We start from the raw sequence: 13,549 nt of genomic DNA on the forward strand, positions 1-13,549 counted from the left end.
TATATTTTTGAATATATATATGGAATTGCCTTTACTTGTTATAAAAATATTGTGGAGTAACATAACTTAACAAACTATTCAAAGTGTTAATCTCGGTATATGGTTGTATTTTGGTAGTATTCTTGATTTTCTGAGGGTTAAACCACACACCTTTTATATTTGCATTTTGAGGACCAGCAATATCCTTTTCTAAGTCATCCCCAACAAATAAAGTATTTTCCGGTTGTAAATTTAACTTATTTAATGCTAGTTCGAATATACGTTTATCAGGTTTACTAAATCCCACTTCTTCAGAAATAATGATTGTTTCAAAATACTTATTTAAATTCGTGTTAAATATTTTAGCTTTTTGCCTCTGAGTTGAGCCATTTGTTATAATTCCAACTTTAAAGTGCTTCTTTATTTGATTTAAGAAATGAATAGTATTTTGGTCTATTGAAAAACATCTAGGGAAATTATTATTCCAAAAATCTTGGATGTAATTGCGTGGCAATCTATACCTTGGCGTGAATTCATCAAACAATGATTCTAAAACTGTCGTTTTATTACTTATGCCATATTCTCTTTTATCGTATTCTTTGAATTTCTGTAACATGTTGCTTTTAGCCGCACCATCTACATTTTCATAACACTTTTCTAAAACAATTAAAAATAATGCCTCTACTGCTTTATCCCTATCAAGTAATGTATCATCTAAATCAAACAGCATCGCTTTATAACCCATCAAATCATTTCACAACCTTTCTAGCATTATATAAATCTCTCCAAGTTTGTACCTTTAAACTTTTGGTTTAGCAAGAACATTATTATGTAGTGATTAACGATTAAATAGAAACTAGATGAAAGAAATCCAAAGTTCTTGGCACACACTCTAGTATTACGGTAGTTTCTTCTATATTGAAATTCCTTTTCCTCTTTTGGTAAAGAAGCAAAAGTATATTTTCACAAATTTTAAGAAACTACATACAATTCACATTATTATACATTAGTTTTTCGTAAATATTAATCGTACACCAATTCATACAATAAGTTTTTTTAAGCAATTATTTCTCCATAAAAAAGTAATAAAGCTAATAATACTTTTTGGTAGTAAGCGTTCTATGAAGTTTACTACTGTATCTCCACATAAACTCCAGATTGTACGGCTATAATGACTACCAGAGGTGATATTATGAAAAACTATCATATCCTCGTGGTAGAGGACGATCAAGAAATTCAGGAATTAATTAAACAATTTTTAATGACACAGCATTATACAGTGGTAGTCGCTTCAGATGGACTAGAGGGTATGACACAATTTAATAAGCAATCCTTTGATTTAATTCTTCTAGATGTTATGATGCCCAATCTTAATGGGTTTGAAGTTTCTAAAATGATTCGAAGTCAGTCAAACGTACCAATTATTATGCTAACTGCGTTGGAAGAAGAGGAAGATCAAATGAAAGGATTCGATCTTGGGATCGATGATTATATAACAAAACCCTTTTCATTTCATGTTTTGATTAGACGAGTCGAAGCTGTACTTAGAAGAAGTTATGATAAAAATGTAAATAATCATTTGATATTTAAAGAAGTTCGTATCGATGTGGATGCATATAGAGTGTATGTAAATGACGTTGAAATTATATTAACGACAAAAGAGTTTGAAATTCTACAACTACTATTTCAAAATGAGAGAAAAGTACTTACAAGAGAAAATATCGTAGAGAAGGTTTGGGGGTACGATTATTTTGGAGAAACACGAATAATTGATACACATATTAAAAATCTACGTAAAAAATTAGCTATCCCTTATATTAAAACAATAAAGGGTATTGGTTATAAAATTGATGAATAGTATTGTGAAACTTATGAAGATGAAGCAAATCACTTATAAACTCTTTATGACTACATCTCTCATTTTGTTATCCTTTGCAGTATTGATTTATTTAACTTTATACTTCTTTCTCCCTACATTTTATGAGCAATATAAAACAGATCAACTTCAAACAGGGATAAACGAAATCATTGATAAGTCTAAAAATCTTACGTTTCAAGATGCGATACCACTTTTTGATGAATACGCAAAAAAAAATAATGCGATGCTTTACCTTCAAAATAAAGAAGGGGTAATTATTTACTCTCCTTCGTTTTCTTTTATTCAAAGTGGTACGCAAAAAACAGTAACTACTAAAGCAACACGATTCGAGAATGCAAGTACCCTTAGCAATTCATATAACGTTACGAAACCAATTCAATTCCAAGATGGTAGTTTAACGCTTATAGTCTTTGCTACATTTCAACCGATTGATGAAGCTTCACAGGTTTTAGTACGCTTTCTCCCCTATATTAGTATCATTGTACTCGTAATTGGTATAGGGAGTGCTTATTTTTATTCCAGGTTTATTACAAAGCCACTTATTTATATTAATGAAGGTGCACAAAAGATGGCAAATTTAGATTTCTCCGAAAAAATTGAGGTTCGCTCTACAGATGAGTTAGGAGAATTGTCTAATAGTTTGAATGACATGTCTATTAACTTACAACAAGCTATGTTTGATTTAAAAAAAGCAAATGAACAATTAAAAAATGATATTGAAAAAGAAAGAGAAATAGAAACAAAACGCAGAGAGTTTTTTGCGATTGTAGCACATGAATTAAAGTCCCCTCTTACTGTAATGAAAGGCTACTTAGAAGGGATGATTTACAATATTGGCCCTTATCAAAATCGCGATCAATATTTAAAGAAAAATCATCAAATTATTGAAAGTATGGAACAATTAGTTCGTGAAATTTTAAGCGTATCGAAATTAGAACAACACACCTTCAAACTAAAAGTAGAGGAAGTTAATCCTTCAAAGTTAATAGGTAAAATCACAAAAGATCTCGAATTTTTTGCTTCTCAAAAAAGCATCGAAATAATAAAAGAAATTGATTCTGATCTTTCTATTTATACAGATTGTGCTCTTTTAGAAAAAGCATGTAAAAATATTATTCACAATGCGGTTATGTATTCACCACATAATGAAAAAGTCTATATAAAGTTAAGCGAGAATTCTAAACAAGATCAAATCGAAATACAAATTACAAATACAGGTATCAATATTAAAGATGAAGATATACAACAAATTTTCAAACCATTTTATCGTATTGAAAAATCAAGGAATCGAAATACTGGAGGAAGTGGTTTGGGGCTATATATTGTTAAACAAATTCTTGAAACGCTAGATATAAAGTATTCAATAAAAAATATGGAACATAGTGTGCAATTTTGCATAAGGATTCCATTATCTAGACCAAAAACAAACAACCTCCCCTCTTAGTAGGACGAGTTTGTTTGTTTTTGTAGTAACTATAGACTTATCAGGAACTAATAGGCTGGCTTTTCGTTTTAAATGAAACGATATTCTTGTTTACGATTCTTTAATATACAATCATCATAGGCACTCTTCGCAGCCTGAATTTGCTCTTCTTTTGTATTTCGGTGTATTAAAGCATCCTCTACAATTGCAATTTGATTATCAAACATTTCGTGAAAATCTATTTCACAATCCATTGATTTTGTGTATCTGAGAAAGTAATTTTTCAGTTTCAAACCCAATGATATTAAAGTCATCGATTTATTGTATATTAAATAAAAAGTACAATCCTTTCCGATAATTATTCAGTAAGAGTTGTACCCTTGGTATAGATTTATCTGTAATTATTATGAATGGGTTGAAACAAATCCTCGTGGCTAGTTCGAACAACAGAAAAATTATCTACATTTAATTCTTGTTGTACATCAATAATACGCAAGGCATGTTTCAATATAAAAACTCCTTTATGTAACATATTTATGTTATCCATAGCTTTTCTCATTTTTACAATCATAATGTCGCCATCTAGTATTTTTAGAAACTATTTCACTATAAACTTAATAAGTAATATTGTTATAAACTAATAGGACAGACACTATTCGACAGGGCTCTAGGTCTTTTAACAAGTTCTCCTTGGCAATTAGGACATACATTGTTCATTAATTTTGTACACTCCTCACAAAATGTACATTCATGTGTACAAATAAAGGCTAATGATTGCGCCTCAATCTTCTTATTGCATTTCTCGCAATGTTTTCTCATCTCAAGTCCCATTTCAATTCCTCCAATAACATTATTTTCATGATATACTTAAAATTATAAATTTTAAATAATTTTGTTTAAATACAAATTATGAGTTATTTCATCTGGTAAACTTAAAAATTTAATTTATTATACGTATTTTACATTAAATAAAAAGGAGTTATTGAGAATGGATCACATTGACCAAAAAATTATATATATACTGCAAGAAGATGGACGGGTATCTATGACTGAGCTCGGAAAAATGGTTAACTTATCGACACCTGCTGTAAAAGAAAGAGTTAAAAAGTTAGAAGATAAAAGTATAATTACCGCCTATAGGGCAGTTATAAACCCAGAAAAGTTGAATAAGAATGTAACGGCTTTTGTATTGTTTGAATCAAAAAAATGTAAGCAATTCAGGGATTTTTGCAAAGAAAATCCCATGGTTTTTGAGTGCCACAGATTAGCTGGACAATATAGTTATTTGGTGAAAATAATCACTGAATCCGTGCATCAGTTAGAAGAATTTATCGATGATTCTATGGAGTTCGGCTATCCATCAACTTTAATTAACTTATCATCACCAGTTCAATATAGAAGTATTTCTTAATTTGGGATTTCAAGGATTTTTACGTCATGCTGCATATAGCAATTGAACTAACATAAAAAAATATAACGGACAAAACAGGCTATTCTTTCTATACAATAATAGGAAAGAATAGCTTTTTCAATAAATTGAGACCACGCTAAAGAATAATAAGTGTTCACATTTTGAATGTAGTAAATACATTTATGACACTATCCGATTTTGATGTTTTAATATGGTAATGCTTCATCCCTCTTGCTTTTTTATGCTATAAAATATGGTTGTGTTTCACTCTCCAAAGGGTTGAATCCTAGTTTTCAAGAGAGAAAAACGGATGAACTTTAATCCCCTTCTTCTAGTTTGCTACGATGAAATCTAGGTGTGTTTTCCACGCTAAAAAATTGATGCAGCCTCAGAAAGCCCTAACGGGATAGTTTCTTGTCTTTATTAAGTTCATTCTACTTGTTTCATTTGTGTTTCGTATTGAATATATAGTTACTAGAATGAACTGGAATAGATCTAATAAAACATAATAATATTTAAAAAACTTATCTTTTTGTCATAAACAAGTTTTATTATTTTGATGATGAAGTAGTCCCTTCATTTAGCGGATGCAGAACATTCGACTTGAACCTTCCTATATATGTGAAACAATATTTATAGCTCACCTACGGTAGTAAGCATAATTTTTGATTTCAATTTCAAACTTTCAGATTAATTTGGAATTCTTTTATGATAAGCTATATGTAAAGATTAAACATAAAGGATGATTCGTATGCAAATAAGACCACAAGTAAGTGAATATAGCTCCTATTATGCAACGTATACCAACTTGGTATCAGACGGAAATATCATACATATTCTAGAACAACAAATGAAGGAAACGAATCTCTTATTAAAGGAAATTTCTGATAGTGAGGGACTTTTCCGGTATGCTCCTACTAAATGGAGTATAAAAGAAGTAATGGGTCATATAGCAGATACAGAACGGATTATGGCGTATCGATTGCTATCTATCGCTCGAGGCGAGACAGCAGAACTTCCAGGCTATAATGATGATATGTATGTTCTTAGAGCTGCTTTTGATAAGCAATCTATGCAAAATCTTCTTGAGAATTTAATTGTTGTTCGCCAATCTACCCTGTGTTTACTTAGAAGCTTAGATAAAGAAGCTTGGTCACAAAGAGGAAATGCGAATAATTCTGAAGTTACAGTTCGTGCATTAGCATACATCATTGCTGGTCATGAGCTTCATCATCTTCAAATTATAAAAGAACGTTACCTTGGTTCTGATGTATATCCAGCAACTTAATATTTGAAGAAAAAGATTCCTATTTATGTAGGGCTCTTTTTCAGAATTTATAACGGATTAGCGCTTAGAACCATGGCAATTAAATGTCTTTATTTATAAAATTCACCACATAATATATATGTTATCCCCTCTTATTCTGTACATAATTTTCTTTAGGCTGATATACTATAAACACAATAGTTCTGGAAAGGTGATGATATTATGTATGAACAACAAAATAATAGAGATAGAGATCAAAAAATGATGTTTTCTATGCAAGGAGTTCCCACAAATAAAATTAACATGAATCAATTACCTAAATGGATTAGAATTTTTGGCTATTGCGCGTTTGGTTGGATGATAGTATTTAGTTTAATTATGATTGTAGGTTTAATTCTGCAATAACTATACAGATACATAGGGAAACGGGACAGCATTTAGATCATACATCTAGGTAATGTCCCGTTTTTTATGTGTAATTATCCCATGATATAGGTAACCAATTATAATAAAAAGAACTTGTAGGATATTCTACAAGTTCTTTTTCAAATATTATTAAAACGGGAACGACAAACTATTTTAACATTCAGTACAGGGAGACCATTTTGATTATGGCTTGATTTTATTATAAATCAAATATAAGCTTTTGAAAGGTCTAGTTTTTGAAAAATATGTGAATTAAACAGCTACGATGTTTATATTAGATTTCATTTATGACTAACTTCTTCTTACTTAAATACACTGCACGATCTGATTTTTTAGCAACCTCCTGTGAGTGCGTCACAACAATAATGCATTTATTCTCTTTATGTGCAAGTTCTTGAAACAGTTCTATTATATCCATTGCGGTTTCCTCGTCGAGATTTCCTGTCGGCTCATCTGCAATTAGTAAATCAACATTACAAGATAGTGCTCGAGCGATTGCTACACGCTGTTGTTGCCCGCCACTTAGTTGCAGGACGTTTCGTTTCGCTTCAGCTTCTGAGAGTCCTACCCTCTCTAATAATTCTAATGCTCTTGCTGTTTTATTTTGCACTTTAACACCTGTAATTTCCATTGCTGTTAAGACATTTTGAAGAGCGGTCATATAGGTAATTAAGTTATAAGATTGGAAAATTACAGATACATTTTGATTACGGTATCGATCCAAACCAATTTTTCTAATATCTTTGCCATTATACAGTACATAACCATTTTTAGGGACATCCAGTCCACAACCTAAGCTCAGAGTTGTGGTTTTACCAGATCCAGATGGCCCTAAAATCGTGTAGAAATGTCCTTTTTGAAAAGAAAAGTTAACATTATCTAGTATCGCTACATTTTTCCCATTACTTTCATAATAATAATCCAAATTTTTAAACTGTAAAATCGTCTCCATATCGAGCCTCCTCATTCATCTTTTAAAAGAATTTGTTTTGGGTTTAAACGTAGAATAGATAATGCTGGAAGAAGCGTTGCTATTATAGCAATAGCTAGTCCAATTCCACCCATTTTCCCTACATCTTCTCCTGTTACACTTACATCAATTTTATCAATTGGATCTTCTTTTTGATTTTGTAGAGTACCACCGGGTCCAGCCATCATTACAGTACCATGTTGCGAAGTATCTGTTTCTTCGCTTGCAGTAGCAATTTCATTCGAAAGTAAATTATCCCCGATATATTGAGAAACTTTAGCTCCTGTTGTTATGGATAATCCAAATGCTAAAATAGCGACACACACTACTTCTACTACGAATTGCGCCATCAGTTTCCACTTTTTCTCTCCAATAGACAATAGAATTCCCATTTCTTTACGACGCCCTTTAATTGATAGCATAATGATTAATCCTAAAATGATCGCACCTGCAATCGATACAATATAAATAATCATTTGAGAAGTCGAAGAGATATTTTCGATAGGACCAATCATTTGCTTGTACAATGAATCATGCGCATCTAATTTATAATAATTAAAATCAATGTTAGATTTTTTTGCTTCTTTTTTAAATGAATCAATATATTGTGGATCATTCAAGAAATACACGACTTGACCACTACTTATACCTTGGTCTACTTCTAATTTTTTCATAGTTGAATGCGGCATATATAGTTTATTAGCTGGATCCATAATAGGAGGAGCCTGTTGACCCATTGCTTGCTCATTTGTTTCGTAAATGCCGATAATTTCAACCTCAAGAGTTTCCTTCTTATCCCCTGATTGTACTTTAACTTTGTCTCCTACTTTCAAATTGTTTAATTCCGCTAATCGTTTTTCCATTAAAGCTACATTCTGATCCTTCATTTGCTCTGTAATTGGTTTTCCATCAATGATTTTACTTTTTCCGTTTTTAAAGCTTTCTTGTAATGCAGTCTTGCGAACTCCCTCAATCATAAAAGAAGCATTCATATCTATTTCTGTACCAGAGCTTGAACCGCCTCGCACAGCCGCCATTCCGGCTTTACCTTTTCCTTCTTCTTCTGAAGCTCCTACTAGTTTAAGTCCATCAGAAATACCAAAAGTGTTAGCTATGTAATTATAGTCTTTTACATACTTGGATTTCGCTAATTGATCTGTTTCTTTTGTATCGAGCTGCGGTGGATTTGGCATTTCTCCAGTTTCCTTAGCTTTTTGACCTAATTTGTCGAAATCAAGACCTAAAGTAACATCTGCACCAAGTTTTTTTCTCGCAGCATCCGCTGCTTTTTTTGACGCATTTTGGATTGTGAAACCTGAAAGAACCAAATTTGTAACAATCAGAAAAACTGCCATCAAAATTAATGATGTTCCTATCCTTTTTTTCATACTGAGAATTGCTCGTTTCATAAAATTCATTTTTTCTTACCTCCTTGATAACTTGTATTCTATATAGGTTATCTAGAGTTTATATGGAGCTAATCGGTAGTTTAACTAGAGATACAAGGAGTTTATGTGTAGTTATTTACCTGTTCCAAAAAAGCTAGAACACAAATTCAAAAACTCAGTCGTTTTTGAATTTCGGTAAGGAGTTAGTCAATTTAAGAGACTTATAGAAAAGAGAGGTTAAGCTTAATTTAATGTATATAATATAAAAAATATATTTATTGTATAATTTCTATACAATAAATATAGAGAAGCTATTTGTGAATATTTATTTGAGAATTGTAAGTAGTTCCTCATAGAAATTACATCTTTTAATAAGAAAAGAAGCAAGTTAACATTCTTTTATATGGATAAGAATATTAACTTGCTTCTTAAATTTTAGTATAAATTATTTATTGTAAGCTTTATAATATAATATGCAAATTTATCACCTGTTTTTATAATTCAAGCACCTACTATTAGGAAAAGAGAATATTTTATAATTAATTTACAACATAAATTTTGTCCATGTTTTAAACAATATGTATTTTGGAGGAGGTTAATTTGATTTTTTCAAAACTCATTGATCGGTACGCCTTATATGATTTACACAAAAAAAGAAGTGTAGCGTTTCAGTATACTTCCCTATCTAACACTTCATTAAATATAAAGGACATAGAATCTTTTTATAAAGTAAAACCATCCTATAATCATTTTGACATTAAGCATTCAAAACAGGAAAAGGAATACATGGTTGGGCAATTCAAATATAAAAGCTCGGTTCAATCCGGTGATTCACGCAACGACTCTGTAACTGGGGAATTATTCTTACATAAAAATGAAAATGCACCTCATGTTATCTTTGTTCACGGTTGGAGAATGGATTCTAACGAACGTGTGAAAAAAATATTCCACGATCATATGACCAGCCTGAAGTGGAATATGTATTATTTCACTCTACCCTATCATTTTGAAAGAAAACCCGATCAATCCTTATTCAGTGGAGAGTATATGGTAAGTGCAAATATTGAACGAACATTACAAGCAACTAGACAAGCGGTAGCTGATTTACGAGCTTTGATTAAATGGATTAAAGCAAATAAAAAGGGGCCCCTGATTCTAATAGGAATTAGTTTAGGCGGATTTATTACTAACTTAACCTCTCTTGTTGAAGAAGAAATTGATGTGTTAGCATCCATTTTCTATGCAAATCGACTTTCTTATTCGATTTGGAATACAACTCCAGGTAAATTTATTAGAGAAGACTTGGAACATCATGGTGTTACGTATGATGATTTAATAGATTATTGGAAAATCACTGAACCGAGTCAAGCATTGCCAAAAGTAAAAAAAGAAAATATTTTATTAATTTCAGGTAAGCATGATCTATATGTGCATTCTGAGGATACAGACTACTTGTGGGAATCTTGGGAAAGACCTCCACGATATATTTATACATGCGGGCATGCCGGGATCGTTCTTAAACGTAAAAAAATTGCAACTGATACTATTGATTTTATTCAAAATCGATTGAACTCCCCACACTTATCCAATGTCATGCCTTAAATCGCGAGATTACTAAGTACAAAATCTTATACTTGTATTGTTATATTTTTTACTAGTCACCTTTGTAAATCTTAGCCCCAAGCCTTACACGATTGAAAATGAAATAAAATAAATAACTAAGGAACTAATTTACCATATGGAAAAACATTGCTCAGCATTTTCACCAGTGGTCCCTGTATATGAAATATTACATACAAAAATCTTTATGTATTACGTTATTAATTTAAAAATAAATTATTCATCCATTAATCTATACCATCCATATTTACAGTTATGGATACCCTAATTACATATGAAAAAGAGAGAAAAACATTGGTTAGTTCTTCTCTCTTTGTTTATTTTTAAGATAACCATCTATAAAATTTTGCTTTTCATAATTCTTCATGAGTCTAGAAAAGAAATTTTTCTAATGTACATAATTACAACGACATTAAAACACTTTGCTCTTAAATCCACTACTTGTATTATTGATTGCATGAAACTCCTTCTTGAGAAAGGTTTTAATTTCCGAATATTCTGTTGACCGTTATAACATATCCAATTTACAATTTAATTGTGGTGTTCTTTCACAATTAAACTACTTAGAATACACTTCATTTATTTGAAAACAATTACAAATAGAGGTGCTAAAATGAAAACTAGAGTAAATCCAGAATTATTACAAGGGTTAGAGATGTTTCCGGATCTCGATTTACGCCCAGAAAATTTGCAATCAATCAGAGAAGGAATAGCTCAAATGAGACCACCTACCGTTGTTGATGACTCTCTTTCTTTAACAGATAAAGTCATTGTTGGGCCTGATGATAATCCGTTACCATTACGAATTTATCGTCCAAAATCAAATCATGAATCTTTACCTGTCTTATTATGGATACATGGTGGAGGTTATATCTTAGGGTCTATAGATGATAACGATGATACTTGTATGAGGTTTGCAAAAGAAGCTAGCTGTGTGGTCGTGTCTGTAGACTACCGCTTAGCACCTGAACACCCTTACCCAGCACCAATTGAGGATTGTTATTCAGCTTTAAAATGGATTGCTGATAATGCAAAGTCATTAAACATTGATTCGAATCGAATTGGGGTTGCAGGAGTAAGCGCTGGCGGTGGACTAACAGCAGCATTATCATTATTAGCACGAGATCGAAAATATCCTTCAATTTGTTTACAAATGCCACTATATCCAATGATTGATGACAGAAATGATACACCTTCAGCGAATGAAATTAAAGAGGGATTTGTTTGGAACCAAAAGGCAAATGAAGCTGGCTGGAAAATGTATTTAGGAGAAATGTATGGAACGGATCAAATCCCTGCCTATGCAGCACCTTCTCGAGCTGAGGATTATAGTGACTTACCGTATACTTACACATTTGTTGGTCAATTAGATCCATTCCGCAGCGAAACATTAACCTATGTAAGCAAACTAGCACAAGCTGGTGTTGATGTGGAGTTTCATTTATATCCAAATGCCTATCACTGGTTTGAAGGGTTAAATCCAAATGCCGATGTATCTATTTATGCTGTGAACGAAATAGTACAAGCAATAAAGACTGGTTTTAAACGAGTATCCAAAGTTGAGGCTTAATCCCATTACAAGAGAAACACTTATAAATAGTATATATGTATTTATCATTTAAATATAATAGCCGATTCTAAATAAGAATCGGCTATTAATATGTAAAATCCGCCTAATATATCAAGGTTGAGAAACAGATATAAGATGTTTAGGCGATGTGTTTATTTCCTCTGCTAATGCTTTTATGTTCATCATGATTTGAAGTATTTCTTCTTTTGTTGTTCTTGGGTTGATAGAGCAAAGTCGAATTACTACTTTTTCTTTTAATTTAGTCGTACTTAGCATAGCAAATCCTCTTTGATTAATTTCTTCCACCAATTTTTTGTTTATTTCATGAATTGTATCTGTAGATGTTAGCTCACATGGAATATAACGAAAAGTAACAATTCCTAATTGGGCAGGTGTTACTACTTCCCAATCTTTTTCTTTCCTTAAAAACTCTTCAACTTGTTCAGCTAGCATAATGCCATGATCAATTGCCTCACGAAAAGCTGTAACTCCGAATGCTTTAAAAGAAAGCCATACCTTTAATGCTCTAAATCTACGAGAAAGTTCAATTCCACGCTCCCCAAAATTCACTTTTTCTTCTATATTAGTTTCTGTATCCTTAATATACTCTGGGATCATACGGAATGTTTCACTTAAATATTGGCTATTTCGAATAAGTACACAACCAACATCATAAGGCTGAAAAAGCCATTTATGCGGGTCTAACGTTAAAGAATCGGCACGATGAATTCCACTTAATAACTCCCTTCCTTTTTCACTGAGAATTGCTGCAGCCCCATAAGCCCCATCCACGTGTAGCCATATATCTTCATCACCACATACATCAGCCAATTCATCGAGGGAGTCCACCGCTCCGCAATTCGTTGTCCCTGCATTAGCAATAACACAGAATGGTTTTTTCCCTTTTAATCGATCTCCTTTTATTTGTTTTCTTAAAGTACTAACTGAAATTTTTAAGTCTTCATCTGTCTCAATTCGGCAAATTTGATGCTGTTTAAAACCTAATACTTTAAGTGCTCGATCTACAGAAAAATGAGTTTGGTTAGAAAAATAAACAATCGCATTTTCTATGTCATTATTCAGCTTGACCTGTCTCGCTACAGTAAGTGCAGTCAAATTAGCCATGGAACCACCACTGACAAATAATCCTTCAGCTGAATCAGGGAATCCTAGCATTGATTTTAACCAGTTAATTGTCGTTAATTCAATTTGTTCGGCACCTGCACCTACTATCCAAGCTGTAGGAAATACATTAAACCCACTTGCTAAAAAATCTGCTAATACACCAACATAATTATTAGGACCTGGCACAAAAGCCATAAAATGAGGATGATCCACATGAGTAATTTGATTAAACACATTGTTATTAAGAAAATGAAGTAATTCTTTTGGATTAGATCCGTTTTCCGGAATCGTTTCAATTAGCTTGTCTCTAAAAATATTACTATCAATCGTTTCTGAAACTGGTTTACTTTTTAAATGATTCATATGATCAACAATTAAGTCAACCGCTTGATATCCTAACTGACGCATTTCTTCGGCTGATAACTGTAATTTTTTTGTCATTTGATTTACTCCTATTCTATTTAAAAAGGCGAGTTCTTGCTCGCCTTTTC

13 protein-coding genes are annotated in these 13,549 nt (G+C 31.9%); 7 read left to right on the forward strand and 6 right to left on the reverse strand.

Features of this window, described 5'->3' with window-relative positions; translation table 11 throughout:
- Positions 1–31: 31 nt before the first annotated feature.
- The gene (locus ACZDYH_RS15495; RefSeq protein ID WP_434714535.1) at positions 32–724 is read right to left on the reverse strand and encodes an HAD family hydrolase; all 693 of its coding nucleotides are present in this window, start codon (positions 722–724) and stop codon (positions 32–34) included.
- Positions 725–1,171: 447 nt separating this feature from the next.
- On the opposite strand from ACZDYH_RS15495, the gene ACZDYH_RS15500 reads away from it, so the two are divergent.
- Positions 1,172–1,837, forward strand: coding sequence for a response regulator transcription factor (locus ACZDYH_RS15500; protein WP_000800727.1), 666 nt, complete (start codon positions 1,172–1,174; stop codon positions 1,835–1,837).
- A complete protein-coding gene (locus ACZDYH_RS15505) occupies positions 1,830–3,302 on the forward strand; it encodes a sensor histidine kinase (protein WP_166695076.1) in 1,473 nt (490 codons plus the stop codon). Before ACZDYH_RS15500 ends, ACZDYH_RS15505 begins: the two co-directional genes overlap by 8 nt.
- Positions 3,303–3,370: 68 nt before the next feature.
- Here ACZDYH_RS15505 and ACZDYH_RS15510 read toward each other — a convergent pair whose 3' ends face one another.
- On the reverse strand, positions 3,371–3,508 hold the full coding sequence (locus tag ACZDYH_RS15510) for a hypothetical protein (protein ID WP_003274441.1): 138 nt from the start codon (positions 3,506–3,508) through the stop codon (positions 3,371–3,373).
- A 403-nt stretch (positions 3,509–3,911) separates the two neighbouring features.
- Positions 3,912–4,112 (reverse strand): DUF1272 domain-containing protein, encoded by a 201-nt coding sequence (locus ACZDYH_RS15515; RefSeq protein WP_000522150.1) that lies wholly within the window; start codon positions 4,110–4,112, stop codon positions 3,912–3,914.
- Positions 4,113–4,269: 157 nt separating this feature from the next.
- Here ACZDYH_RS15515 and ACZDYH_RS15520 point away from each other — a divergent pair, with 157 nt between their 5' ends.
- From ACZDYH_RS15520 to ACZDYH_RS15530, 3 genes are all read left to right on the forward strand, one after another.
- Positions 4,270–4,692, forward strand: a complete 423-nt coding sequence (locus ACZDYH_RS15520) for an Lrp/AsnC family transcriptional regulator (protein WP_000349584.1) — start codon at positions 4,270–4,272, stop codon at positions 4,690–4,692.
- Between the two features lie 751 nt (positions 4,693–5,443).
- Entirely contained in the window at positions 5,444–5,980 is a 537-nt protein-coding gene (locus ACZDYH_RS15525; RefSeq protein ID WP_046392780.1) for a DinB family protein, read from the forward strand.
- A gap of 201 nt (positions 5,981–6,181) precedes the next feature.
- Complete coding sequence (locus ACZDYH_RS15530; RefSeq protein ID WP_000273238.1) at positions 6,182–6,364, forward strand: hypothetical protein; 183 nt, start codon at positions 6,182–6,184, stop codon at positions 6,362–6,364.
- Positions 6,365–6,659: 295 nt separating this feature from the next.
- On the opposite strand, the gene ACZDYH_RS15535 is transcribed toward ACZDYH_RS15530, so the two are convergent.
- Together ACZDYH_RS15535 and ACZDYH_RS15540 are read right to left on the reverse strand one after the other, a co-directional pair.
- The gene (locus ACZDYH_RS15535) at positions 6,660–7,337 is read right to left on the reverse strand and encodes an ABC transporter ATP-binding protein (protein WP_000447851.1); all 678 of its coding nucleotides are present in this window, start codon (positions 7,335–7,337) and stop codon (positions 6,660–6,662) included.
- An 11-nt stretch (positions 7,338–7,348) separates the two neighbouring features.
- Complete coding sequence (locus tag ACZDYH_RS15540; protein WP_166695077.1) at positions 7,349–8,773, reverse strand: ABC transporter permease; 1,425 nt, start codon at positions 8,771–8,773, stop codon at positions 7,349–7,351.
- A gap of 570 nt (positions 8,774–9,343) precedes the next feature.
- On the opposite strand from ACZDYH_RS15540, the gene ACZDYH_RS15545 reads away from it, so the two are divergent.
- Both ACZDYH_RS15545 and ACZDYH_RS15550 read left to right on the forward strand, forming a co-directional pair.
- Positions 9,344–10,345 (forward strand): alpha/beta hydrolase, encoded by a 1,002-nt coding sequence (locus ACZDYH_RS15545; RefSeq protein WP_102956050.1) that lies wholly within the window; start codon positions 9,344–9,346, stop codon positions 10,343–10,345.
- 631 nt (positions 10,346–10,976) lie between these two features.
- Positions 10,977–11,933 (forward strand): alpha/beta hydrolase, encoded by a 957-nt coding sequence (locus ACZDYH_RS15550; RefSeq protein ID WP_000857943.1) that lies wholly within the window; start codon positions 10,977–10,979, stop codon positions 11,931–11,933.
- A gap of 111 nt (positions 11,934–12,044) precedes the next feature.
- On the opposite strand, the gene ACZDYH_RS15555 is transcribed toward ACZDYH_RS15550, so the two are convergent.
- On the reverse strand, positions 12,045–13,499 hold the full coding sequence (locus ACZDYH_RS15555) for a pyridoxal phosphate-dependent decarboxylase family protein (protein WP_102956049.1): 1,455 nt from the start codon (positions 13,497–13,499) through the stop codon (positions 12,045–12,047).
- Between the last annotated feature and the right edge of the window lie 50 nt (positions 13,500–13,549).

The organism is Bacillus sp. EB V-12 (genome assembly GCF_056158125.1).

Excerpts from the sequence above, each read along its gene's own strand:
- ACZDYH_RS15550 (WP_000857943.1), top strand. The coding sequence starts at position 10,977 with ATGAAAACTAGAGTAAATCCAGAATTATTACAAGGGTTAGAGATGTTT.
- ACZDYH_RS15535 (WP_000447851.1), bottom strand. The coding sequence starts at position 7,337 with ATGGAGACGATTTTACAGTTTAAAAATTTGGATTATTATTATGAAAGT.
- ACZDYH_RS15555 (WP_102956049.1), bottom strand. The coding sequence starts at position 13,499 with ATGACAAAAAAATTACAGTTATCAGCCGAAGAAATGCGTCAGTTAGGA.
- ACZDYH_RS15520 (WP_000349584.1), top strand. The coding sequence starts at position 4,270 with ATGGATCACATTGACCAAAAAATTATATATATACTGCAAGAAGATGGA.
- ACZDYH_RS15515 (WP_000522150.1), bottom strand. The coding sequence starts at position 4,112 with ATGGGACTTGAGATGAGAAAACATTGCGAGAAATGCAATAAGAAGATT.
- ACZDYH_RS15525 (WP_046392780.1), top strand. The coding sequence starts at position 5,444 with ATGCAAATAAGACCACAAGTAAGTGAATATAGCTCCTATTATGCAACG.
- ACZDYH_RS15495 (WP_434714535.1), bottom strand. The coding sequence starts at position 724 with ATGGGTTATAAAGCGATGCTGTTTGATTTAGATGATACATTACTTGAT.
- ACZDYH_RS15510 (WP_003274441.1), bottom strand. The coding sequence starts at position 3,508 with ATGTTTGATAATCAAATTGCAATTGTAGAGGATGCTTTAATACACCGA.
- ACZDYH_RS15530 (WP_000273238.1), top strand. The coding sequence starts at position 6,182 with ATGTATGAACAACAAAATAATAGAGATAGAGATCAAAAAATGATGTTT.
- ACZDYH_RS15540 (WP_166695077.1), bottom strand. The coding sequence starts at position 8,773 with ATGAATTTTATGAAACGAGCAATTCTCAGTATGAAAAAAAGGATAGGA.
- ACZDYH_RS15500 (WP_000800727.1), top strand. The coding sequence starts at position 1,172 with ATGAAAAACTATCATATCCTCGTGGTAGAGGACGATCAAGAAATTCAG.
- ACZDYH_RS15505 (WP_166695076.1), top strand. The coding sequence starts at position 1,830 with ATGAATAGTATTGTGAAACTTATGAAGATGAAGCAAATCACTTATAAA.